Source organism: Evansella vedderi (genome assembly GCF_030813435.1).
Classification (GTDB): domain Bacteria; phylum Bacillota; class Bacilli; order Bacillales; family Salisediminibacteriaceae; genus Evansella; species Evansella vedderi.
In genome coordinates, this window is record NZ_JAUSUG010000018.1 from 64,123 (window position 1) to 90,160 (window position 26,038).

The 26,038-nt window shown below is 40.4% G+C and carries 17 protein-coding genes and 1 pseudogene; 12 read left to right on the top strand and 6 right to left on the bottom strand.

Features of this window, described 5'->3' with window-relative positions:
* Positions 1-310: 310 nt before the first annotated feature.
* The 5 genes from J2S74_RS19745 to J2S74_RS19765 all read right to left on the bottom strand — a co-directional run bounded on the left by J2S74_RS19745 (position 311) and on the right by J2S74_RS19765 (position 5,080).
* Positions 311-1,831, bottom strand: coding sequence for a tripartite tricarboxylate transporter permease (locus J2S74_RS19745; protein WP_307329062.1), 1,521 nt, complete (start codon positions 1,829-1,831; stop codon positions 311-313).
* Positions 1,832-1,855: 24 nt separating this feature from the next.
* Positions 1,856-2,338, bottom strand: a complete 483-nt coding sequence (locus tag J2S74_RS19750) for a tripartite tricarboxylate transporter TctB family protein (protein WP_307329065.1) — start codon at positions 2,336-2,338, stop codon at positions 1,856-1,858.
* A gap of 84 nt (positions 2,339-2,422) precedes the next feature.
* A complete protein-coding gene (locus J2S74_RS19755; RefSeq protein ID WP_307329068.1) occupies positions 2,423-3,391 on the bottom strand; it encodes a Bug family tripartite tricarboxylate transporter substrate binding protein in 969 nt (322 codons plus the stop codon).
* A 550-nt stretch (positions 3,392-3,941) separates the two neighbouring features.
* Entirely contained in the window at positions 3,942-4,475 is a 534-nt protein-coding gene (locus tag J2S74_RS19760; protein WP_307329070.1) for a chromate transporter, read from the bottom strand.
* A gap of 11 nt (positions 4,476-4,486) precedes the next feature.
* Positions 4,487-5,080, bottom strand: coding sequence for a chromate transporter (locus J2S74_RS19765; protein WP_307329073.1), 594 nt, complete (start codon positions 5,078-5,080; stop codon positions 4,487-4,489).
* A 352-nt stretch (positions 5,081-5,432) separates the two neighbouring features.
* Here J2S74_RS19765 and J2S74_RS19770 point away from each other — a divergent pair, with 352 nt between their 5' ends.
* Positions 5,433-5,882, top strand: a complete 450-nt coding sequence (locus J2S74_RS19770) for an Lrp/AsnC family transcriptional regulator (protein ID WP_307329074.1) — start codon at positions 5,433-5,435, stop codon at positions 5,880-5,882.
* A gap of 375 nt (positions 5,883-6,257) precedes the next feature.
* On the opposite strand, the gene J2S74_RS19775 is transcribed toward J2S74_RS19770, so the two are convergent.
* Entirely contained in the window at positions 6,258-7,805 is a 1,548-nt protein-coding gene (locus J2S74_RS19775; protein WP_370876043.1) for a gamma-glutamyltransferase family protein, read from the bottom strand.
* A gap of 867 nt (positions 7,806-8,672) precedes the next feature.
* On the opposite strand from J2S74_RS19775, the gene J2S74_RS19780 reads away from it, so the two are divergent.
* From J2S74_RS19780 to J2S74_RS19830, 11 genes and pseudogenes are all read left to right on the top strand, one after another.
* Positions 8,673-9,161, top strand: coding sequence for a PTS sugar transporter subunit IIA (locus J2S74_RS19780; protein ID WP_307329080.1), 489 nt, complete (start codon positions 8,673-8,675; stop codon positions 9,159-9,161).
* Positions 9,162-9,204: 43 nt separating this feature from the next.
* Entirely contained in the window at positions 9,205-10,023 is an 819-nt protein-coding gene (locus J2S74_RS19785) for a PRD domain-containing protein (RefSeq protein ID WP_307329083.1), read from the top strand.
* 189 nt (positions 10,024-10,212) lie between these two features.
* Positions 10,213-11,658 carry an N-acetylglucosamine-specific PTS transporter subunit IIBC gene (nagE, locus tag J2S74_RS19790; protein ID WP_307329088.1) on the top strand — a complete coding sequence of 482 codons (1,446 nt, stop codon included), beginning with the start codon at positions 10,213-10,215 and terminating at the stop codon, positions 11,656-11,658.
* Between the two features lie 46 nt (positions 11,659-11,704).
* Positions 11,705-12,073: pseudogene (locus tag J2S74_RS19795) on the top strand (sugar isomerase domain-containing protein); the annotation flags it as partial.
* A 291-nt stretch (positions 12,074-12,364) separates the two neighbouring features.
* Positions 12,365-14,827: a S8 family serine peptidase gene (locus J2S74_RS19800; protein WP_307329092.1), complete on the top strand. Its 2,463-nt coding sequence runs from the start codon at positions 12,365-12,367 to the stop codon at positions 14,825-14,827.
* Positions 14,828-15,602: 775 nt separating this feature from the next.
* Positions 15,603-18,071, top strand: a complete 2,469-nt coding sequence (locus J2S74_RS19805) for a S8 family serine peptidase (RefSeq protein ID WP_307329095.1) — start codon at positions 15,603-15,605, stop codon at positions 18,069-18,071.
* Positions 18,072-18,221: 150 nt separating this feature from the next.
* Positions 18,222-20,450: an alpha-glucosidase gene (locus J2S74_RS19810; protein ID WP_307329098.1), complete on the top strand. Its 2,229-nt coding sequence runs from the start codon at positions 18,222-18,224 to the stop codon at positions 20,448-20,450.
* Between the two features lie 460 nt (positions 20,451-20,910).
* Positions 20,911-21,903 (top strand): N-acetylglucosamine kinase, encoded by a 993-nt coding sequence (locus tag J2S74_RS19815; protein ID WP_307329101.1) that lies wholly within the window; start codon positions 20,911-20,913, stop codon positions 21,901-21,903.
* Positions 21,875-23,056, top strand: a complete 1,182-nt coding sequence (locus tag J2S74_RS19820; RefSeq protein ID WP_307329195.1) for an exo-beta-N-acetylmuramidase NamZ family protein — start codon at positions 21,875-21,877, stop codon at positions 23,054-23,056. Before J2S74_RS19815 ends, J2S74_RS19820 begins: the two co-directional genes overlap by 29 nt.
* 321 nt (positions 23,057-23,377) lie before the next feature.
* Positions 23,378-24,286 carry an N-acetylmuramic acid 6-phosphate etherase gene (gene murQ / locus J2S74_RS19825; protein ID WP_307329104.1) on the top strand — a complete coding sequence of 303 codons (909 nt, stop codon included), beginning with the start codon at positions 23,378-23,380 and terminating at the stop codon, positions 24,284-24,286.
* Between the two features lie 217 nt (positions 24,287-24,503).
* Positions 24,504-25,826: an extracellular solute-binding protein gene (locus tag J2S74_RS19830; protein ID WP_307329107.1), complete on the top strand. Its 1,323-nt coding sequence runs from the start codon at positions 24,504-24,506 to the stop codon at positions 25,824-25,826.
* The last annotated feature ends 212 nt before the right edge of the window (positions 25,827-26,038 follow it).

The following is a 26,038-nucleotide window of genomic DNA, read 5'->3' on the forward strand; positions in this document are numbered from 1 at the left end:
ATAGATGTGTTTTGGGCTGTTCTCTAAAAATGTTGTTTTTAAGAGGATATAATTCGGCTTGGTTACGCTACAGGCGGATCAATACGCCTCAACGACAGAGCATAACTAGCAGAGGAAGAGACAGAGTCCTAGGACCATGTTTTTTCCTCTACAAGGAATAGCTTATGATGATTGGGATTTTTTATTAAAAAATACAAAAAACACCGCAAAATGCGGTGCAAAACGATTTTCATTCTATATTTGAATTTTACGTTTTTTGTGTGTTTTGCGATGGGAAACGGAACTTGTTAGCCATCACTCGCACCTTTTTTTAATTAATCATTTTCGTTCTGGCGTTTGATTTTTTTGTTTGCCAAATAGTAAAGGCAATGGACAATGCTGCAAGAATTAAAAAGGTTAATGAAATTGGTCTTGTCAAGAATAATGTCCAATCTGGATCAGACATAAATGCCCTTCTTAAATTTACTTCTGCTATAGGTCCTAAGATTACACCGATAATTGCAGGAGCTAAAGCAAAATCATACTTTGTAAAAAGATATCCAATTATCCCCATGATCAATAAGATGTATAAATCTGTCAAGCGGTTGTTTAACACGAACGTCCCAACTACACATAAGAATAAAATAATAGGGACTAACACATGTGTCGGGACAAGCGTTACTTTCATGAAGTAGCGAATTCCAAAAAATTGTGTAATTAACATCCAAAAGGAAGCAACGAAAAAGGCAAAAAAGATTCCACCTACTATATTAGGCTCATTAACAATTAATAAAGGTCCAGGGGAAATACCATGTACCATTAATGCGGAAAGCAATACGGCGGTAACTGCTGATCCTGGTATACCTAAAGCAACAGTTGGAATTAAATCTCCACCTACAGTAGAGTTATTTCCAGCTTCAGAGGCAATAACACCTTCTTCACAGCCAGTTCCGAATTTCTCTGGTTTCTTGGACCACTTTTTAGCTTGGTCATATGCAACAATATTAGCAATGCTTCCTCCTGCACCAGGAATTGCTCCGATTATGGAACCAATAGTGGAAGCCCCTATTAAGTTACCAGGCTTAGATAAAACAATACGCAATGTTTTTAATGGTTGAAGGACAAATTTCACACTTTCGAGCTTGTCCTTTTGCTTTTCAGCACTATCCTTCGTCAATTCTTTCTGTTCTAGTAATACTAGCAAGCGAGAAATGGCAAACATACCGATTAGGACGATTAAAAAAGGTATACCTGCTCTTAATGCTCGCAAATCAAAAGAAAAACGTGAGATTCCTGATATCGGATCCGCTCCAACGGTTGCAATTAACAGTCCGAATAGTCCTGCAATTAAACCTTTAATAATCGACTTCCCAGTCACACTAGCGATAATCGTTAATGAGGCAATAATAAGTGAAAACATTTCCCAAGGACCAAACATTAATGCAAACCTAGCTATTTGTGGTGCTATCGAAACTAATAAAAATAAACTAATAATAGAACTTAAAAATGAGGCCCAAATTCCGATAGAGAGTGCTTTACCTGGTTCTCCATTTTTAGCCATGGGATATGCGTCAAAGGTAGTGGCTATAGAGGAAGGGGTTCCCGGAATTCCTAGTAAGGCTGCACTTATAAGACCGCCTGACATACCACCAACAAATACACCGATCATTGCCGCTACACCTGCTATAGGGTCCATTCCAAAGGTAAGTGGTAATGTAAGTACAATCGCCATAGCTACTGTAAATCCAGGGATTAATCCTGCTAAAACTCCTACAATAACCCCTAAGAAAATAATAATTAATATTCTAAGTTGAAATATTTCCGAAAATCCTAGAATTAATAAATCAAACATGGTAATAACCTCCTTTCCTAGTTTCTAGAACAATACCCCTGTCGGGAATCTGACATGTAGTACATTTTGAAAGAATGCATAAACACTAAACGTAATAATCACAGACACAAGTGAAATAATCAACAGGTCTTTTTTTGATTTTGGACCAATTACGTACCCGGTTACAATAATGAATAGGATGGTTGTTACAATAAATCCTATATATTGCATAAGGAAGATATATCCTAAAAGACTGAACAAGGTAAAAAAAACTAGCTTGTATTCTTTTATTAATTTTTTCACGTACACTTTGACATCTACTTTTTCCAATTCGGCACGTTTACTAAGTAATTCCTTTACTTTTGAGATTACTAAGATGAGTGATAGAAACGCTAGTAATATGGCAATTAGCTTTGGAAATGACCCTGCATTTAAATGGACTTCATTAAAATAGGGAAAATCTCCAGATTGAAAGTAAATAATAATGCATAATATGATAATAACAATCCCAATAAGTATCTCTCCCATGTTTATCCTCCTTTCAGTAAGGCGCTCTTAAAGGAAAAAAAGGGGCCAGGTCTTGACCCCTTTAATGAAATAAAGCTAGTAGCTTTATTCTGAAATTTCTTGAATAATTTCTTTGATAATTGCATTTTGTCTATCTAAGTGCTCTTTATAAGCTTCAGGTCCCATAAAACTTACGGAAGCTCCAACATTTCCAATTGCTTCAAGGAATTCTGGGTTATTGGCAGCTTCTTCAAAAACTTTCCCTAATTTCTCGATAATTTCTTGTGGTGTACCTTTTGGAGCAACATATCCTCTGTGAAGACCAAGTGTAATATCATAGCCATTTTCTACAAATGTAGGTAAATCAGGTGCAATCTCAACTCTTTCTTCTGTACCAATTGCAATAAATTTCATATGACCTGCTTCAACAAAATCACTAGCAGACGCATAGTCAACGATAGCTGCATCAATATGGCCACCGGCAAGTGCTTGAATTGCTTCACCCAATCCTTCATAACCAACAAGATTATAATTAATGCCTAGTGCTTGTCCCATTTGCTCGACCCAAACACGAGGGATACCTGCAACAGTTCCACCAAATCGAACTTCTTCCGTCTGACCATATTCAACAAATTCTTCTAATGTATTGATATTAAGATGGCTAGCTACAGCTAAAATTTGATCGGTAGAGGACATAGCTGCAATTGGTTCGAAGCTGTCATAATTAATTGGTGTAATACCAGAGTGGTGTGCAACAATTAGTCCTTCATGAATTTGTCCGAGTGTGTATCCATCTGCTGTTTTCTCTTCAAGTTCTTCTAGACCAACTGTTCCCCCAACTCCAGGAAGGTTAATAGGAACAATATTACTTTCAAGGTGGTTTTGTACATGTTCAATTACAATTCTTCCTTCGATATCACTTCCGCCACCTGGTGCCCACGGAATAATCATTTCAATCTCTTTTGTTGGAAAATCATCAATGGATGCTTCTGAATTGTTACAAGCAACTAAGGATAATCCAATTAGTGAAGCAACAGATACTTTTGTGGCAGTTTTTATAAGTTTTTTAATCATTATTATTTCCCCTTTTTAGTAAATGTATATTTTTATAGGAAATTACCATTCGGTAATAAATCCACTTTGTTAATTTACAAACTTTTCCGATAATTTGTTGCGTTTAGTTCTTGGTAAGTAAAACATGGTGTTTTATTCCATTTCCTAATAATTGATCAAAAAAGTTCGTCTCTTTCTTAATGGCTATCCAGAAAATACGCATTAGCTATAGGCCGTGATTGAATAGGATAGAAAAATATAGTGTTTGTTAATCATTTGCTTCAGTCCACTTCGTTTTCTGCGGATATAGATTGGAATTAATAAATAATTAATTCGGTTTATAAATATAAAATATGTTTTTATCAGTATAATCCAATCCGAATTTTCAGTCAATATGAAATTTGTCAAAAATTCTTTCTAAAAGATATAAAAATTTATTAATAGGTTACAATATGTTTTATTTTATAATTCAAATAAACCATAATGCGTAACTCTAATAACTTATCTTTTTTTGAAAAATAAAGGAGAATTTATATTCTAGAATATTATTATCTTTATAATCAAGTAATAATTAAGCTCCAAGAAATATTGCCCCATATAGTAATGCACCGACAATAACGATGGATGGATGAACGTTCATTTTTTCTAATAGCATTAAGCTCACAATAGCGATAATAATAGTTTGAATGAGTCCCGTAGTATACCAAGAGGTAGAGAAAAATTGAAATGCAAGTACTCCTAATAATACAGCTATCGTTGGTTTAATTAGGGCGGTCATTCTCTTCACTCTAGGTGAGTCTTTAAATTTATATAATAGACCTAATAAAAACAACATGGCGATTAAAGAAGGAGCAACCGTTGCAAATAGAGCTACAAAAGATCCGAAAGCACCTCCAACTTCATAGCCAATATAGCCAGCCATTTTCGTAGCAATAGGTCCTGGGAGTGCATTTGCAATGGCTAATAGTTCCCCAAATTCTTCAACAGTTACCCATTCATATCGGTCAACTACTTCTGCTTGAATGAGTGGAATAGAAGCTGGTCCGCCACCGTAGCCCACAATTCCTGGTATGAAAAATGCAATGAAAATTTCAATGTAAAGCATTGTTTTACCTCCTAACTAGGTACTTTTTGTTTCTTTTCTTCGGATTTTATCGAATCTTTTTTCTTTGCTTCTCCCTTTGTAAGGTCGTAGATAATGAGGATTCCAATAACAATTGCTGGATGAATATTTAATAAAGAATAAGCAATGATACTGATGACTGTTAATAAAATTGTTTGAATCGAACCAAGCCCTTTTTTTGATTGTTTCAAAAACTGATAACATAAGACGATCATCATTATACCAACAACTGGTGTAATGGCTTGTGTCATGCCGATTACTATTCTTGAATCACGATAGGTTGATAAAATTCCAATTAATCCTATTAAAAAAAACACTGTTGGCAATATGGTTGCCAAAATGGCATTAACTAGTCCAAGCCATCCGCCGACCCTGTAGCCAATATAACCAGCCATTTTCGTAGCAATAGGACCTGGTAATGTATTCCCTAATGCAAGCACATCGGCAAATTCTTCATCGTTCATCCACTTAAACTGTTGTACAACTTCTTTATGAACTAATGGAATGGTTGACGGGCCACCTCCAAATCCGAGTATTCCAGATCGAAAAAAAGCAATAAAGATATTCCTCTGAGTTTTCCAAACCAAACTCACACACTCCCCTCTTACTAAATGTAATGAAAAATATAATAATAATATATTTATGATTGTATATAATCATGTTTGAATTTACAAATGAAATTTATTTTTGTTTTTATATTTCCTTTTGTAAAAGAGTAGAAAAAGAATCATATTTCTAATAATAAGGCTCTGTTAAAGGTCATTGTTGATTTTTAAACAAGGTTGATTGTAGCGAGCGTCCTGAAGCGAAAATCAACATCAAAGTTTAACAGAGCCAATAATAAAGATAACTTTTAGACTTAAATGATGTTTTACTTTTTTAGTAGGATAAAATTGGTTATAATTAAATTTAAATTCTATTTTATAAGTGGTGAATCTAATGGCAATTGATCAGACAGACAAGAAAATTCTTCAATTATTAATAGACAATGGCCGGATGTCATATGTGGATATTGCAAAAGAGCTTGGTTTATCCCGTGTGGCCATTCGCGAACGTATCAATCAGTTGATAGAAGAAGACGTAATTGAAAAATTTAGTGTTGTCGTTAACTCTGATAAAGTTGGAAAAAAAGTATCCGCTTTTTTTGAGGTCGACTGCGAACCTAAATCATTAGTCTCCGTGGCAGAAACCTTAGTGGAAAATCCTAGAGTAGCCAGCTGTTATCAAATGACTGGACCAAGTACACTACATATGCATGTTCTTGTTGAAGATTTCGAGGAATTAGAGTATTTTATTAACGAAGAGCTGTATGCTTTAAAAGGGATTACTCGAGTGGAAAGTCATATTCTCCTTCGGCGTTTTAAAAGTAGAAGTGGACTTAAACTATAAGGTCTGTTCAAAAAGAGGATGTTTCTCCCCCTTTGAACAGACCTTTTATAAGAAAACTTTGTTTTGGTACATAGTTGATTTTCAACTGAGTTGATTGGAGCGTAAGGCACGAGACTCCTGCGGGAAAAGCAACAGCTGAAGACACCGCAGGGTGGGTTTCCCGAGGAGGCTGAAGCGTTGCCCGCGGAAAGCGAGTGTCTGGAGCGTAAATCAACTTCCAATATTAGTATTAGTAAAACAAGTTTTCATTTATCGTGGTGTCTGTAAAGACATGGAAGATTTGACCACTCACTATAGAGGATGACTTAGAAGGTAAACGACCTTTTGAGTCATCATCAACATTAAGTGTATTTACAAAAATCAATTATCTTCGACTTACCATGCAGCGACTTCTCCGTCGGTGCGTGGTTCTGTAGCACCACAAAGGACTCCTGTTTTATTATTTCTCCAAATAATTTGGCCGCGACCAAAGCCACCCTCGTCTAGATTTCTCACTATATTATGTCCTTTTCTTTCCAATGCCCTTGCAATATGATCTGGGAAGTGAGGCTCAACAACCACTGTTTTCCCTTCCGTCCATAACCAACGTGGAGCATCCAAGGCTGCCTGTGGATTTAAATGAAAATCAATGGTATTCATTATTACTTGTACATGACCTTGAGGCTGCATAAAGCCGCCCATTACACCGAATGGTCCAATTGGCTCATTATCCTTTGTAAGGAAACCAGGAATAATCGTATGATAAGTCTTTTTCCCAGGCTCAAGATAATTGTCGTGCGTTGGGTCAAGTGAAAAGTTATTACCACGATTTTGAAGGGAGATCCCTGTATTAGGAATAACAATTCCTGAGCCAAAGCCCATATAATTACTTTGAATAAATGAAACCATATTTCCTTCACCATCGGCAGTGGAAAGATAAACCGTTCCACCTTTTGGCGGGATCCCAGGCTCTGGAGTAAGTGCCGTTTCACTAATTAGTGCACGACGAGTTTGAGCATAATCTTCAGATAAAATATCATCTACAGATACAGACATAGAGCTTGGTTGGGTAATATATTTTAGCCCATCTGTAAATGCTAGTTTCATTGCTTCAATTTGCTTATGGTATGTCTCAACCTCATCTTTGCTATTGAAGGTAAACCCTTTAAGTATATTCAATGCCTGTAACGCGATTAAACCTTGTCCATTCGGAGGGATTTCCCAAACGTTATAGCCACGGTAATTCACATTGATTGGTTTTACCCATTCTGGAGTATAGGCAGCCAAATCACTTTTTCGAATGAGACCGCCATACTCTTTTGAAAAGGCATCTATTTTATCGGCAAGTTCTCCTTTATAAAAGGCTTCCCCATTCGTTTCTGCGATGAGACGCAATGTATCTGCATGTCCTTGAGATTTCCACACATCGCCAGCTTTTGGAACTTTGCCCTCTGGAATAAAGGTGTCAAACCAAGAAGTAAACTCTTCTCCTTTTAGTACTTTGGAAAACTGTTCATACGCTTTTTTCCAATACTTGGCAAGGGTTGGGGAAAGGGGATATCCATTTTCAGCGTATTCAATAGCTGGAGCTAATACTTGTGTTAATGGGAGCTTTCCAAATTTTTTCGATAGTTCAGCCCATGCCCCAGGAGCTCCTGGCACCGTTACTGGAATTAATCCATATTTAGGCATTTCTTTTGTAAACCCTGCTTCATTTACTGCTTCAACGGTTAACTTTTCAGGAGCTTGTCCACTAGCATTTAATCCATGAAGCTCTCCTTTTACCCATACTAATGCAAATGCATCAGAACCAATTCCATTGGATGTTGGTTCTACTACTGTTAAGCATGCCGCTGTTGCAATCGCTGCATCAATAGCATTTCCGCCTTCTTTTAGTATTTGCAAACCAGCTTGAGCAGCTAATGGTTGAGAGGTTGCTACCATTCCCTTTTGACCATAAACAACATTCCGCTGAGAAGCATATGGGTAATAAAGTGAATCATTATTTAACAAATCAATCGCCTCCATAATTAAGTTATATTTTTAAATGTAAGTAAAAATGCATAATTACTTCCCTTTTAAGTGATAATAAGAAATAAATACATACATTTTGTATTGTTTTATTATAATTTATTATCTTTTTGTCGTCTAGTTAATTAACGTTATTTTGAGAATATTCATAAAAGACGTGTGAATTATAGTTAAGCCTATTTTTGGTCGAATTGAACTCAAACGAAGATATTATAAAGATCGAACAATAAGAGTAATGGCCTATATACGAAGAGCCAGGAGAAAAACGAAAAGGGTAGATAGATTAAGATAGCTAGTGTTCATCAAGGGTGGGAAGTCAATGGAAAACCGAAAAAAATGCCCACTAATGATTGACACAAACTCCAGTTTTTTATTTGTTGATTTTTCCGTAAATATCATGTACGATAAAAATAATTAAATATTTGCATCTATGTTACTGATCAGATCAGGCATGGTGGTATATGTGAGAGAAGGAGTAGTGTATTCTCTTGTGTACCCCCATGCCTTTTTGTATTGTCGAAAGAAGATGACTTGCTTCCTCAAATTTTAGACTAGTGGGCTCATAGTAAATCCCATTAGGCATCTACTTTTTTTGTGGACATATGAAATTAACACACCATCCTAAGGGGGGAATAAGAAGGTAAACATGACGATTTTACTGTTAAACTCTGCAAAGTGTATAAGACCATTTTTTATAAAAAATAATAGGTTCAAGTCGAATTAATAAGTCTTATTTATACAACGATTTTAAAGAAGTTAAAAGGACAGGTGAAACAACTTATGTTAAATAAGCTCTTTAAAAAAGCAAAGTTATTGAAAATATATGCCCCAATCAATGGGGAAATCGTTCCGTTGGAAAGCGTTCCTGACCCTGTATTCAGTCAAAAAATGATGGGAGAAGGAGTTGCGATCATCCCAAATAATGGTAACGTTTCTTCACCGGTTGAAGGAGAGGTTGTACAAGTAGCACCTACGAAGCATGCGGTGGGATTGCGGGCCGAAGATGGCACAGAAGTTTTAATTCATGTTGGTTTAGAAACGGTTGAATTAAAAGGAAACGGCTTTTCCTTAAATGTCAATGTGGGAGATAAGGTGTCAGTTGGGGATTCGCTTATGGAAGTTGACTTAAACTATATCCGGGAGAATGCGGAAAATATCATCACTCCGATTGTAATTACAAACAGTCAGGAAAGTGGGAAATCCTATGAAATAACTAATGAGAAAAGTGCTGCAGCTGGGGAAACCATAATTATCTCCTCAGGGAAGTAAGTAGTTAGTCACTATAACTACTAGATAAGGACGTGACTTTCTTATGAAGATAACAAAAATCTTAAATAATAATGCTGTTATTATTAAGGACGATGACCAGGAGAAAATCGCTATAGGGACCGGTGTCGGCTTTAATAAGAAGAAAAACGACATCGTTAATGTCAATAAAATAGATAAGATATTCGTATTAAGGGAGCATGAGCAATTACAGCAACTATTGCTTCGTATTCCGGAAGAACATTTTACACTTTCAAAGGAAATCATTTCCTATGCGGAAAAGCAGCTTGGAACAACACTGAACGACCGGATCCTATTAGTTTTAACAGATCACCTCTCATTTGCGATTGAGAGGGAAAAAGATGGGATTCAATTAAAAAATAAGTTACTGCAAGAAATAAAAATACTTTACAACCAGGAATTTCAAATTGGATTATGGGCGATCGAAGAGATCAAAAAGAAATTTGATATTGAAATGCCTGTTGATGAGGCTGCTTTTATTGCACTTCATATCCATACCATGAAAATGAAAGGGGGTGATTTACGGAGAACGGTCAGGCAGACAACGATTATAAGGGATATGGTAGAAACAATTAAGAGATTTTTAAACATTACGATTAATGAAGTCGATCTTTCTTACGAGCGCTTAATTACACACCTTCGCTTTTCGCTGACGAGAGCAGAACATTTTGAGACTCATTCCATGGATGAGGAAATGCTTGAAATGATTAAAAGGAAGTTTTCACTTTCTTTCCGCTGTGCTCAGGAAGTGGCAAGGGAGTTGTCTTCCAGCTATGGTATTGATCTGCCAGAAGAAGAGTTAGGCTATATTACACTTCATATTGAACGTTTGAGAAAATTTTAAATTTTGAAAAGGTTACCAACTTATTATTCTTGCTGCACAGTTCAATCATTTTTATTTAAATTGGTAGCGGATTCAAACAGGAATGATATATATAGTACTTTGTGTTTGACTGTATGATGTGTATCGAAAATATACTTTTCACTTAGAGGTTTCGACGTTCATTAGTAAAAAATCAGGAGGTTATTCAAAATGATGAAATATGTACAACGACTAGGTCGTTCCTTAATGCTTCCGGTAGCAGTTTTACCAGCAGCGGCCATTTTAATGGGGATCGGTTATTGGATCGATCCTACCGGATGGGGTGCTGATAATGCAATCGCTGCATTCTTAATAAGTGCAGGGGCTTCTATTATTGACCATATACCAATTTTATTTGCAGTTGGTGTAGCGTTAGGGATGTCAAAAGACAAGGACGGTTCCGCTGCATTGAGTGGTTTGGTGGCTTACCTTGTTATTACCACTCTATTATCAACCGATACGGTCGCAATGCTTCAAGGTACTGATCCTGAAAGCGTTAACATCGGATTTGGACAAATTGAGAACGCTTTTGTGGGTATTATTTCAGGTATTATCGCGTCTATGAACTACAACCGATTTAGTCATGTGAAGTTACCGGATGCGTTAGCATTCTTTAGTGGAAAACGTTTAGTTCCAATCATGTCAGCTGTTTCCATGCTGCTTATTTCAGCGGCTATGTTCTTTATCTGGCCAGTAGTTTATTCCGGATTAGTGGCATTTGGTACGTCCATTAGTAATCTAGGGGCAGCTGGTGCTGGATTGTATGGATTCTTTAACCGAATTTTAATTCCTACAGGTTTACACCATGCATTAAACGCTGTGTTCTGGTTTGATGTTGCAGGTATAAATGATATTGGTAAATTCTGGTCCGGACAAGGGGAAGTCGGTATTACTGGTAGGTACCAAGCCGGGTTCTTCCCGATCATGATGTTTGGACTTCCGGCAGCTGGTTTAGCAATGTATCATGCAGCTAAAACGCAGAAGAAAAAAGAAGTCGCATCATTAATGATGGCAGCAGGTTTCGCAGCATTTTTCACCGGTGTTACGGAGCCACTCGAATTTTCATTCATGTTTGTTGCTCCATTACTTTATGTTGTTCACGCAGTATTAACTGGACTTTCCTTGGCAATAGCTGCAACATTCCAGTGGACCGCTGGGTTTGGATTTAGTGCGGGTCTTGTCGACTTTGTATTAAGCTTTAACTTACCGATGGCGAATCAGCCGTATATGTTAATTATTCAGGGGTTAGTATTTGCGGTTATTTACTATTTTCTTTTCCGTTTTATCATTGCGAAGTTTAACTTAATGACGCCGGGACGTGAAGAAGATAAAGGTGGTGTTAGTGTAGAAACAGCCCCTGTAAAAGATAAGTTTGCGGATATGGCAGCTAAAATCTACGAAGGTCTTGGTGGAGATGACAATGTCGTTTCTGTTGATAATTGTGTTACTCGCTTACGTGTTGATGTGAAAGATATGGATGCTGTCGATCAGGATAAGATTAAAGCCACAGGTGTACCGGGAATCAAAATTGTCGGAAGCCAAAGCATTCAAGTTGTTGTCGGTACAAATGTACAGTTTGTTGCAGATGAAGTGGAGAAAATCCGAAACAACAAATAAAATGCTGCTGGGTTCATGTAATCTTGGTAAGAGGCAGTTGCAGTATGCAAAGGAAAAAGGTGCCTTTGTCATTGGAATTACGTCTCTTGAGTATTCACGAAGTCAACCTTCTAGACACAAAAGTGGAAAACACTTATATAGCTCGGTAGACATAGTAATTAACAACTTCTCCGTTAAAGGGGATGCCGTTCTTTCTTACGAAAAAGTAAAAGAGCCATTTGCACCGACATCCACCGTAATAGGTGCAACAATCCTTAATAGTATATTTGCGGAATCTATTAAGTTAATGACCGATCAGGAATTTGATCCACCGGTATTTTTGAGTGGAAATATGGAAGGATCTGACAGACATAATGAAGCATTAATTGAAAAGTATCATAAACGAATTCCTTTATTATCATTAAATGCGGAATAGTATAATATAGTAGCTACTGAAAAATTTAATAATGGTATTGGAGTCCACAGAATAATAGCTTCCTATACCAGGAAACAAGCAAACATGAAAAAAGGCATGAAGAACGGAACTCTTCGTGCCTTTTTACAATATGAATACGTCCATTCTTTTTTCAACGTCTACTACTTTCGTATTAGTTGAAAATACAACTTCCGGGCATAAGATTATACCTTCTGTTGAATAGAGAGTCCTACAATTACTTGGGATAATAAAGGTAATTGTTGAAATATTCAAATATGGGGGAGAGGTATGATGAAGAAGGTAGTTACGTTATTTTTAGCGATTGTGCTCGTATTTTCCTTGTTTTATCCTGCTGGGGTGATGAAGGGAACAGCAGAAGAGAAAAGTTTACTAGTTACTTTGGATGAGCAATTAACGGATATTTTAGCTACGGCTGCGACCAATCCGTTAGAAGTTGTTGTTACATTTACGGGAGATGGTGCTCCTACAGACGACAACATGAATCTACTAAAAAGTGTAGGAATTGATGTAGGAGTATCCTTTCAGAACTTCCCCATTGCAGGTGTCATTGCAACACCTGATCAAATCATTACCTTAACGGAATCGGATCAAATTCGATCCATTTACTTAAATCAAACCATTAGCTATGAAAATCATGTATCAACGGCTATCACAGGAGTAGATAGGGTTCGTACAGATGATGGATTCCGAAAAGCCAACGGCGGACTCCCTGTATCGGGGAAAGGTGTTGGTGTGGTGGTGAACGACAGTGGAGTGGACGGGACCCATGACGACCATAAATTAGGGGAAAACCTTGTCCAAAACGTTATGGCTGCAACGAATTTAAATGCATTAAGTGACTTACTCCCAATCACGTATGTGGAGAACGTTCCAAATACGGATTCCGATTCTGGACATGGTACCCATGTAGCCGGTACTGTCGGTGGAACGGGAGCAAAATCTGGTGGGAAATATGAAGGGGTAGCCCCTGGTGCAGATTTAATTGGTTATGGATCTGGAGCGGGTGTTGCTATTTTAGATACCATTGGTGGATTTGATTATGCTTTAACCCATCAGCATCGATATGGCATTCGTGTCATTACAAATTCATGGGGTACCACGGGAGACACGGGAAGTGACTTTAATCCAGATAACCCAATTAATGTGGCAACGAAAAAACTTTTTGACAGAGGAATTGTAACAATTTTTTCCGCTGGGAACTCAGGGCCTGGAGAATCTAGTATTACTGGAAACTATAAAAAGGCCCCGTGGGTCATTACGGTAGCTGCAGGAACAAAGGATGGGAAGTTAGCTAATTTCTCTTCAAGAGGTGTGGATGGAAAAGGTGGAACAGTAGTGGTCGATGGGGAAGAGTGGACGTGGGAGGACCGCCCAACAGTGACAGCTCCTGGAGTCAATATTATTTCTACTCGTACCCTTAACCCGTTAGATGCCTTATCGTTAGATAGGGATGCAGAACATATTGAATTGGCTTATTTACCTTATTACTCCATGAAGAGTGGAACATCCATGGCAGCGCCTCACGTGGCAGGAATTGTGGCATTAATGCTAGAAGCAGATCCAACTTTATCCCCTTTAGAGGTTAAAGAGATTATCCAAGCGACGGCTACAAACATGCCTGGTTATGAAGCATGGGAAGTTGGAGCAGGATACGTGAATGCTTATGCTGCTGTGGACCATATTTTTAATGGTACAGAATATGGCGCAACCTTAAATATGAACCGTGAATTTCACGCAAATGCAGAGGTAGAAGTGGAAAGAAAACCTGTTACGATCAATTATAGTCCTTTATCTTTAACTGGAAACTCTTATAAGTTCGAGGTGGAAGAGGGGTTAACGGAGCTTTTAGCAAGAATTAATGCCTATGGTGTAATAGGTTTAACAGGTAACCCAGTAAATCTAATATTAGTAGATCCAGATGGGAACGAATATCGATCTGGGATAAGTGCTTTGTTTACCTTGTTTACGGATCGGACGGTGCAAGTGTTATCTCCTCAGCCTGGAACGTGGGAGATGAAAATAGAAGGACTTTACGGTCTTGCTTCTCCGGAATCCATTAATGGAGAATTGACCTTTAAAACAGCTGGAAATTATACAGGACTAGATGATATTGCCGGACATGAAGCAGAGGATGCCATTCGAGTGGCGGTATTCCATCGACTTGTGGACAGCTTTAATGACAATCATTTCCGCCCAGACCATCGATTGACTAGGAAGGACTTAGCGAAGTATTTAACGATGGGTGCAGGGATTCGTCAAGCATCCGGGGGAAGCATACAGGATGCCCGTGGTGAATTTGCTCCTTATATTCATTCGGTAGTGGCCGACGGAGGAGCTTTGCGTGATGTTCATCAAGTACAAGATGGTGTTATGCTTCTTCGTGATAACGGCAAGTTCCGGCCTAACCAAGAGGTTACAAGAGAAGAACTGGCCTATAGCCTCGTTCAAAGCTTAGGGCTTCAGAAGGAAGCCCGGGAGCACACTGGTGATGTAACGGTTGTCTATAATGGAGAGCGTGTGAAATTGAAGGATTCAGATGACATCTCCTCGGAGTTTAGGGGATATGTGCAGCTGGCGTTAGATTTAAATATTATGAATGCCCAATTTAGCGTAACCCAAGGTCGCTTTGATTTAACACCGACTATTGAGGCTGTTTTCGAACCAGGTGAAACGATGACCCGTGCTGACTATGCGGTAGGAATTACAAGATTTTATGGAGCGTTTTTAGATTAATAGAAAAGAACGAGTTAGTTTTTCGGATGGTGCGGTAAAGCGTGCACCATCCGTTTTTGTCTGGTTTCATAAAGCGTTCATGGAACGCGTAACGAAACGGAAGCATGCCTTACCTGTCTCATAAAGCGTTCATGGAACGCGTAACGAAACGGAAGCTTGCCTTACCTGTCTCATAAAGCGTTCATGAAACGCGTAACGAACTGGAAATGCCACTTACCTGTTTCATAAAGCGTTCATGAAACGAGTAACGAAAAGGAAACGCCACTTACCTGCCTCATAAAGCGTTCATGGAACGCGTAACGAACTGGAAATGCCACTTACCTGTTTCATAAAGCGTTCATGGAACGCGTAACGAACTGGAAATGCCACTTACCTGTTTCATAAAGCGTTCATGAAACGCGTAACGAAAAGGAAACGCCACTTACCTGCCTCATAAAGCGTTCATGGAACGCGTAACGAACTGGAAATGCCACTTACCTGTCTCATAAAGCGTTCATGGAACGCGTAACGAACTGGAAATGCCACTTACCTGTCTCATAAAGCGTTCATGGAACGCGTAACGAAATGGGAAAACAACGAAATATTTTCCAGAAATGAACTAATACAAAAGGTACACCACCTACTACTTTAGTACACCCCCAGGTTAGTACCTCCAGACCCCATATTTATACCCTTTGCTCAATTGTTCCACCCCACAAAACAAAGGAAAATAGAGTTAGAAAACCAGCTAGTTTTTACAAAAACAACAACAATCAACAAAAGGAGTGGGTTATTAGTGAAACGTGTATTTATTGGGTTTCTTGCTGTGTTATTGATGGTACCGTATTTATTCACACAACCAGGCAATTCACAAGCGAGATTACTAGACAAAGTCTCCCTTGATCCTTTATTGGAGGAGACATTGAAAACTGTTTCCTCGAGTACTAGTCTCGAGGTCATCGTTACTTTCAAAGGGGACGGTCCGCCGACAGAAAACCAAATCAATTTATTAGAGGATTTAGGTATCTCTACCGGACTTTCCATGGAAAGCTTGCCAATTGCCGGTGTGGTTGCAACGAAATCACAAATTGAAAAGCTGCAGCAAAGTGATGAGGTCCTTTCTGTTTATAAAAACACTCCCCTAGAACTCCTGAACCAAGATTCAACGGAACTTACAGGAGTGCAAAAGGTTCGTACGGATGACGACTTCCGTAGAGCGAATGGGGGTCTGCCTGTTTCCGGAAAAGGCATCGGTGTTGTCGTGAACGACAGTGGTGTAGATGGGACGCACAATGACCACAAATTCGGGGAAAACCTTGTGCAAAATGTCCTTGCCACAACGAATCTTAATGCAGTTTCATCTCTGCTCCCAGTGACCTACACAGAAAACGTCATTAACACGGACACGAACTCTGGTCACGGTACGCATGTTGCCGGTACGATCGGGGGAACGGGTGCACAATCTGGAGGGAAATACGAAGGTGTTGCTCCTGGAGCAGACCTTATTGGCTACGGTTCCGGTGGTGTGCTCCTCATTCTCGATGGGATTGGCGGCTTTGACTATGCCATTACGAACCAAGCTAAATATGGTATTCGCGTCATTAACAATTCATGGGGATCTTCAGGAAGCTTTGATCCGTATCACCCTATCAATGTAGCTAGTAAGAAGGCGTATGACCGGGGAATTGTTACTGTTTTTGCGGCCGGAAATAGTGGGCCAGGGGAAAACACACACAATCCATATGCAAAGGCTCCATGGGTTATCTCCGTTGGTGCCGGTGTAAAGGATGGTTCCTTAGCTAACTTTTCTTCAAGGGGTACCCAAGGCAAAGGGGGGACCTTTGAAATGGATGGGGAAGAGTGGACATGGACGGACCGCCCTACGGTAACGGCTCCGGGAGTAGACATCATTTCTACGAGAGTCCTAGCACCTCTATCGGCCCTAGCAGTGGATAACGACGCAGAAATGATTGAAACAGCATATCTCCCTTACTATACAACTATGAGTGGAACTTCCATGGCAGCGCCGCATGTGGCAGGGATTGTGGCACTTATGCTAGAAGCAAATCCACTCCTTTCTCCATCGGAGGTAAAGGAAATTCTCGAGCAGACAGCGACGAACATGCCTGGGATGGAGCCTTGGGAAGTGGGAGCCGGCTACGTAAATGCCTATGCTGCAGTGGATGCAGCCATAAATGGAACGGAATATGGGCAAACATTAAACATGAATCAAACCTTTAACAGCTCTGTAAAAACACAAGTGGAGGAGTCTTCATTTGAGGTGGATTTCAATCCATTACTTTTTCTCTCTGACAACAGCTATGAATTCGAAGTAGCAGAGGGAGTGGCCAACATTACTGCCCAAGTAGATGGAAGGGGGTTAATGGAGGAAACGGGTAATCCAATTAACCTTGTTTTAATTGATCCAAATGGGGAAGAGTACAGTTCCGGTATTAGCCTGCTGTTTGCCATTGATTGGACGAGAACCGTATCCGTTAGCTCTCCAATCCCTGGGAAGTGGCAGGCGGAAATCCGCGGTCTTCGAGGAGATGAAATCAATCCATTCGGAACTGCACTCCCTGAAACCGTGAATGGAACGCTGCGGTTCACCACTGTTGGCGAGTATTCAGGTCTCGATGACATCGCAGGCCATGAGGCAGAAGGGGCTATCCAATTAGGAATCAGCGAACGACTTTTTGATGGGAAAGGGGACGGAACCTTTGCCCCTGATGAAAAACTAAGTCGTGCAGACTTAGCGAAATTTTTAGTCATGGGAGCAGGAATTCGTCAATCAAAGGGTCATTCCTTCAGCGATCTAAGAAAAATAGAGTCGTCCTATATTGAAGCTGTTACAGCTAAAGGCTCAGCCCTACGTGACATTTTCCATCAGCAAAACCCAGTGGTACTTCCTAAGGAAGAGGGTAAATTTGCACCAAATAGCAGCGTCACAAGAGAAGAATTAGCCTATTCCCTTGTCCAAAGCTTAGGGCTGCAGGAGCTAGCTTTAGAACATGAAGGGGACCTCACTGTTCAATACGGGAATGATAGAATTAAATTGGATGACGGGAATCAAGTTTCCGATCATTTGAAGGGCTATGTGCAGGTGGCACTAGATTTAAATATTTTGAATGCCCAGTTCTCCGTGACGCAAGGACGCTTTGACTTGCGCCCAACCGTTCACGCTTCCTTCTCACCACAGGAAGAAGTAACCCGCGGAGACTTTGCAGTAGCAATGACAAGATTTTATCAAGCTTATTTAAGATAAACAAAGCTTAGGCACACCAACAATCAGGGTGTGCCCTTTTCGTTGACAAACAAAACTTCCACTCTTTTCATTTAATACTATCTACCTCTAGTAATCTTCTCGTAAATCGCTAAAATGAAAGAAAGGGATAAATATGATGGGGGATCTTCAATGAGAAATCGAGTCATAATTGGATTAGTTTTAAGTGCGATCATGGTGATTGGTGGAGGAGTTATTTATTATGCTTACAAGGTTGATCCCCCGGTGTTTAGCACGATAGAGGCTGCGGATGATATTCTGGATACGCTGGAGTTCCCGTTAGGTCCGTTCCAATTAACGTGGTTGGGATCGGAGGCCCGCTTTGAAATAACACATGATGATATTCCGGATCATCTTATTTTTTCCACGCCAAAAAACCGGGGATTTCTTGCGGCGGGGTATGGGGTGATGGAGTCGGAGGAGAGTCGTGGGTATTTTACGATTGATGAGGAGCGGCGTTTTGTTTGTGAGGAGCAGTGGGTTTCGGGGATTGTGGAATCACCTGGGGCCGTTACGATAGTGGGGGATTTGGGTTGTGAGAATGGGGAGTCGGTGCCGTTTGAGTTTACGCTTACGGTGAAGTCGGACTTTCAGCTTCAATATGCGGTGAGCTTTGATCATCCGTTGGTTAATCGGACGTTTCTTAGCTGGCATTCGGATGGGGATGAGCATTTCTTTGGGTTTGGTGAGCAGTATTCTACCTTTGATATGAAGGGGAGGCGGCTGCCGATCCTTGTGCAGGAGCAGGGTGTTGGCCGGGGGTTGCAGCCGTTGACGTTTTTAGCGGATTTGACGAATAGGGCTGGTGGGACGTGGTACCATACTTATGCGCCGGTGCCACAATTCGTTAGCAGTAAGCTGAGGTCTCTCTTTAGTGAGAATAAGGAGTATCAGGTGTTTCATTTTACGGAGAAGGATGTGGCACAGCTGGAGGTTTACTCGGCAGAAGCCATTGGGAGGATTTATGCTGGGGCCTCTCCTGCCGATCTTGTCCGTGAGCATACGTCGGTGGTTGGGCGAATGGAGCCGTTGCCGGCATGGACGCAGGAGGGCTTGATCCTTGGGGCTCAAGGGGGAACGGCTGTGGTGTCGGAGAAGTTGGACTCCCTTTTGGAGGCGGAGGTCCCTGTAGTAGGGCTTTGGATTCAGGATTGGGTTGGTCAGCGTCGGACGTCCTTTGGAAAACAGCTTTGGTGGAATTGGGAGCTGGACCGGGATCATTATAATGATTGGGATGACTTCCTTGGAATGCTGGAGGAAGAGGAGATCCGCTTATTGGGATATGTGAATCCTTTCCTGGTGGACACGAGTGACAAAAGGAATGTTAGCAGGGACTTATATAGTGAAGCTCAGGCGAAGGGTTTTCTTGTGAAAAATGCGGATGGTGAGCCAAAAGATTTCCAGATTACTAGTTTTAGTGCTGCTCTCATAGATTTAACCATTCCAGAAGCAAGGGAGTGGTTAAAGGGGATTATAAAAGAAGAGCTAGTGGAAAATGGGTTCAGCGGCTGGATGGCTGACTTTGGGGAGGCCTTGCCGTTAGATGCGGAGATGGCCAGCGGGGAACTGGGAGATACGTTCCATCACCGTTACCCGGAGGAGTGGGCGAAGCTGAATCGGGAGGTCCTGGAAGAGGTGGGGCTTCTTGATGAAGGGATGTTCTTTGTCCGGGCTGCCTACAGTGAAAGTCCTCGGTATGCCAGTGCCTTCTGGCTGGGAGATCAGCTAGTGACCTGGGACGAGCATGATGGGATCAAAACGGCAGTGACGGGGCTGTTATCCAGTGGTTTGTCTGGATTCAGCTTGAACCATAGTGATATTGGAGGCTATACTTCTATTACGGATTTTCCGTTGAACTATGTTCGTTCAGAGGAACTCCTTTTGCGCTGGATCGAGTTGAATGCCTTTACTGCTCTGTTCCGTAGTCATGAAGGGAACCGGCCAGATGAAAATATTCAGTTGTATAGTAATGAGCGGATTATTGGGCATGTGAAGGAGTTTGGTGATATTTTTGCGGCATTGGCTCCTTATCGTCAGGAATTGATGGAAGAGGCAGCGACGACTGGGGCACCCGTTGTACGGCCGATGTTTTTCCATTATTTTGATGATCCTGAGACTTATAAAATCAACTATGAACAATTTATGCTTGGGCCGTATATGATTGTTGCTCCAGTGCTGGATGAGGGTGTAGAGGAAGTGAGTGTATACCTACCAGAAGGAGAATGGATTCACCACTGGAGCGGGGAAACTATTTCCGTTGACTCTATGGGGGAATATGTGGAGGTTTATGCACCAATAGGAGAGCCGGGAGTGTTTTACCGTCAAGGCGCAGAAGTTGCTCGTGTGATGGAAAGGGATTAAAGAATAGATCGCCGAAAGGGAGAGATAGAAGGTTAAAAACAGACCTTTTAACTCTCCCTTTCTTTTTATAGAGGTATGGGAACATGGTTGAAATATTATTTTAAATAAAATATAATTTAAATAAAATAAAATAACAGTTGCAACTGTAGAGTAATTAGATAGATGATCGATGCATCTGGCGACTTCTCTTCTAACGAATCGAGTCCATTTCGGCAGAGATGTAAATATAAATTATATTCACAAGGGATTCCATAATGTGGTATATGCTAGCTTAGTAGAATAGATTCTTGTCAAAAGGCTTGGTTTTCAACTTTTTGAAAGGAATCGATGCAATGAGTAGAGTCGCTGATCTTCTTCAAAGCTTTCTAGGAGTGTTTTTCTTCAAGAAAGCGCGCAGTACGGAGCCGTTGCAACACAATTTCTGCACACGCTCTAATAATATAGCTAAGGAGCTGGATTTATGTACATCATCGGGATTGACGGTGGAGGAACAAAAACGACTGGCGTTCTATGCCATGTCCGCAGCGGAGAAAATGCCCCCACCCCCTCTATTGAAATAGTAGCGAAAGAAACGGTAGGGGCAACGAACCCTACCCATGTGGAAAAAGAAACGATTCAGCAACGATTACAACACCTTATAAAAAAGTTGGCAAGCAAAAATGGTAACTTAACGGAGGTTACCTCTGTTTTTGCAGGAATGTCTGGAATGTCGAAGTTTACAGAAGAGGACATCCAGGCGCTAGAAGAAATAATTAGAGTTCACACGAGTGATTCAGTTGAAATCATCATTACCAATGATGCCATCACTGCCCTCTACTCTGCAACATTAGGTAGGCCGGGAATTGTTAACATTGCAGGTACCGGGGCAATTACCTTTGGCATTAACGGTAAAAACGAAATGGGAAGGGCTGGGGGATGGGGTTATTTAATTGATCATTCTGGGTGTGGATATGGTTTAGGTCTAGAAGGATTAAAGGTGTTATTTAAGGAATACGACGAGCAAATGGGGGACTCCATTCTTACAAAATTAATAAAACAGCGGTTAAAAATCAATGCTGCCCCTGAAGCCCTTAATCTAATTTATCACCCTTCTGAATTTCGTCATCATATTGCTTCCCTTGCCCCCGATGTTTTTCAAGCGGCAACGGAAGGGGACGTTCATGCTAAAAAAATTATTACCACAGCGAGTAAAGAGATTGCAGAGTCCGTGAAGGTGCTGTTAAATAGACTTTTTTCAGAAGAAAAGGAGCCAATTACGGTCGTTTGTACTGGGGGGTTGTTTCAACAGAGGGACGTACTCATTCCCCTAATGGAAAAGGAATTGGAGGGGGAGCATGACGTTCGGATTATCGTACCTGAACTTTCCCCAGTGGCAGGAGCAGTAGTTGGTGCATTAAAGGAAAAGGGGATAAACATTGTCCGTGATGATTGGACAAAACAGATGGGTTGGTGAAAACATGGTACGGACAGGTTTAGAAAAGGTTTTGGGAGAGAAAAGGGAGCTTTTAAAGGGGAAAAAATTAGGGTTAATCATTAACCATACTTCCGTTGATGCTTCACTACAGTTAAGTGTGGATCGGTTTTTAGAAGTGGGGTTAGATGTAAAAGCGATTTTTGCCCCGGAGCATGGGTTTCGTGGAAATGTTACTGCCGGCGAAGTGATAGAGGATCAAAAGGATCCAATAACAGGGCTTCCTGTCTATAGCTTATACGGTAAACAAAAGCGTCCATCAGAGAAAATGCTTCAAGAAATAGATACGTTGGTGTTCGATATCCAGGACTTAGGGGTTCGTTTCTATACGTACATTTATACGCTGGCCTATTGTATGGAAGAAGCACAAAAGGCAGGGGTAGAAGTATTTGTTTTAGATAGGCCTAACCCCATTAACGGTATAACCGTGGACGGAAATATAGTAGAGGAGTCCTTTCATTCCTTTGTAGGGCAGTACGGCTTGCCCATTCGTCACGGAATGACCGTTGGAGAGCTAGCACTATATTTTAATGAGCAATATAAAATGAATGTAGATTTAACGGTTGTCTCAATGGATGGTTGGGAGCGTCACTTTTGGTATGAAGAAACGGGCCTCCATTGGGTGATGCCATCCCCAAATGCCACTGGGAAAGGGATGGCCGCTTTATATCCTGGTACATGCTTTTTCGAGGGGACCAATGTTTCCGAAGGCAGGGGAACAACGGCACCCTTTGAATGGATAGGAGCACCTTGGATTCATTCCTACGAGCTCGTAGCTGAGTTGCGCCGGTACGACTTCCAAAGTGTAACCTTCCGCCCTATTACCTTTACCCCCTATACATCCAAACATAAAGGGGAGCTATGTGAGGGAATTCAAATACACGTGAATGATTTTGAAAAACTAGAGCCAATTGAGATTGCCATGGGGATCATCGATACGTTAAGAAAACTATATCCCGATCACTTTGAATGGTTGGCACCGATTAACAGTCGTTATTTTATTGATTTATTAAGCGGGACAAATGAGCTCAGAAAAGGAAGCGACCAAGGAGAAGCATCCCTAGAATGGATACGCCAGAAGAAAACAGAAGCAAAGAAATTCGCAGCATTAAGAAAGAAGTATCTTCTATATTAATGCCTGTTTTCTAATTAGTACAAGGTGCCATCAATGTTCATGTAAGTAGAAAGGCGAAGTATTATTATTGATTAGACAGAACTAAATGATTTTTATAAAAAATTCGGTTTTAAAATTTTATTTCAATATAAACAGTACGAAAAAAGCCTTCTATAACAGGCTTTTTTTTATGCGTAATTACTGGTTTCCAAACCTGTCGAATAAAAATTTTAAAAATATAACAAAATACTTGAAATAACATTTCATAAGTATTAAGATATACATGTAATGAAATTTTATTTTAATAGATTTAAACCTCTTATGAAATTTGGTGATAACAGAATGGAACTAAATCTATCAACTTTAATAACAGAACAAAGAAACGAAGCTACAAAACATATTGATCAAATGTCAACGGGGGAAATCCTCTCCGTAATGAATAAAGAGGATCAAACGGTGGCAATTGCAGTAAAACGGGCACTTCCGCAAATCGAGCGTTCAGTAGATATTATTTTTGAAACGCTAAAAAATAATGGTAGACTCTTTTATGTCGGAGCTGGTACAAGTGGCCGATTAGGTGTTTTAGATGCGTCTGAATGTCCTCCGACTTTCCGTACGCCGCCAGAAATGGTTCAAGCACTCATTGCAGGTGGTGAAAAAGCAATTTTTACGGCTGTGGAAGGAGCCGAAGACGATCCAGTCAAAGGAGCAACAGATTTAAAGAAAGCAGGCTTTAAACAGGAAGATGTAGTGGTTGGGATTGCCGCCAGTGGAAGGACGCCTTATGTAATAGGGGCATTAAAGTATGCAAGGACCCTTGGGGCTAAAACAATAGGCCTTTCCTGTAACAAGGAATCGGAGCTCAGCCAAGTTTCTCACGAAGCAATAGAAGTTGTAGTGGGTCCAGAAGTATTGACGGGATCCACACGATTAAAGGCAGCTACAGCTCACAAAATGGTTTTGAATATGCTGACGACAGCAACAATGATAAAGTTTGGAAAAGTCTATGAAAATCTCATGGTCGATGTTAATGCAAGTAATTATAAGTTGAAGGAAAGAGCGAAGAGAATAGTGACAACCGTTACTGGCGTTACAGCTGAAGAAGCGGAGAAAGTTTTATATACTGCAAATCACGATGTAAAATACGCTATTGTCATGATAAAGGCAGGGGTAAGTCTTCGAGAAGCCAAAAAGCTTTTGGAAAAGCACGATGGTTTCGTACGGCAGGCAATCGAAGAAGCGTTAAAATAATAGATAGGAAGACGGGAATTCCCCCAAGTGGGGGGATTACCAAATTAAATTTAAATCATTCTTTTTGGAAGTGTTTAATAAGGAAAGTTTAGGAGAAATTGGATCACATCAAGGTTTATTATATTCTATAAAAATCTTAATAGCAGGAAGGTCCAGTTGTTAAGGTTAATATATTTATAATTTTATTAAAATTATCTATATTTAAGGGGGATTTACAATGAAAAGCATGAAAAAGTTGATGGCGGCTGGAGTATTAACCATTGGTCTTACTGCATTAACTGCTTGTGGAGGGTCTTCTTCCGGTGGCTCAGAAGATATAGACAGCTGGGAAGATTGGACAGGTACCATCACCATTTGGGATGGACCAAGATGGGCAGATGAAGACGAAAATCAATACCACTGGATTGAAGAAAAAGCTGCAGAATTTGAAGAGATGTATCCTGGTGTTGAAATTGAGATTGTTCAACAGCCGTGGGCTGAGCTTGGCGATGCTTTAAGTATTGCTATCGCCGGTCAAACATGGCCTGATATTGCACCTGTCGATATTAGTGGTGGAGCCATTAGTATTAACCACATTGAAAGTGGTGTAATTGAATCAACGGATGATTTCTTTACGGAAGAAGAGTTGACAGATTTCTACCCTAATACATTAGAAGCATATGAGTATAACGGCAGCTTGTACGGTATTCCTTCAGGAGTTAGTGTTCAAACAATGCTATTAAATCTAGAAATCTTTGAAGAAAAAGGTGTGGAACCCCCTGTAGATGGTCGTTGGACATACGATGAGTTTGTGGAAACAATGATTGCTTTAACAGACGACGAGGTATACGGTTTCTCCACTTATATTTTAGATTCTTATTATGAAGCATGGCCGTTTCTATTTATGGATGGTGGATATCCATTAAATGAAGATATGACAGAATATACATTTGATTCCCCTGAGGCAATCAGCGGTTTACAGAAATTAATGGACCTTAAATTTGAATACGGAGTTGCACCGATGGAAATGGGTGGAGCAGATGTTGGTGGAACTTTCCAAGCCTTTGCTGCATTAGATCAACGTACGATTGCTGTTCAACCTTGGTCTACTTGGGCAATCAATACCCTTCAAACGGAAGAATACCAAATGAATTTCATGGTTGCAGAATATCCAATTGGGGACCTTGGTGAGCCAGTAACCATCGGTGGTGTCGGCGGTTACGTAATGTTCAAGCAAGAGGATGAATTTAAACGCCAAATGGTTGCTGAATTTATGAAGTATATCACATCTACAGAAGAGCAATATGTAACAGCGAAGAACTACGGAACATTCCCTGCACGTGAATCATCTGCAGAGATGAATCCACATGCTGAAAACCCACACATGGCTGCAGCGCAAGAATTAACGGAGCAAGTAATCTCCGTACCAATGCACCCAGATTGGGCAAGAATTGACGAGGTTATTCAAAGTGAATTACAACTTGCGTTAAATGGTGAAAAAACAGCCCAAGAAGCATTAGAAAGCGCAAGATCCGAAGTAGAAAGAATTTTAAACAACTAATATTGTAGAAGTCGAAGGCTCTTTCCTTCCACAAGTAAGGGGAGGAAAGGGCCTTTATTTAAAAAGGCTGATATTGTAAACTTTGGGCTTTTTTTTGAATAGCTTGAATAAGCTTCAGGCGGACGCTTTCCGCGGGCAACGCTTCAGCCGTTGCTTTTCCCACTGGAGTCGCCGCCTTCCGCTTATCGAAGCAATATACTATTCTTCCAAAA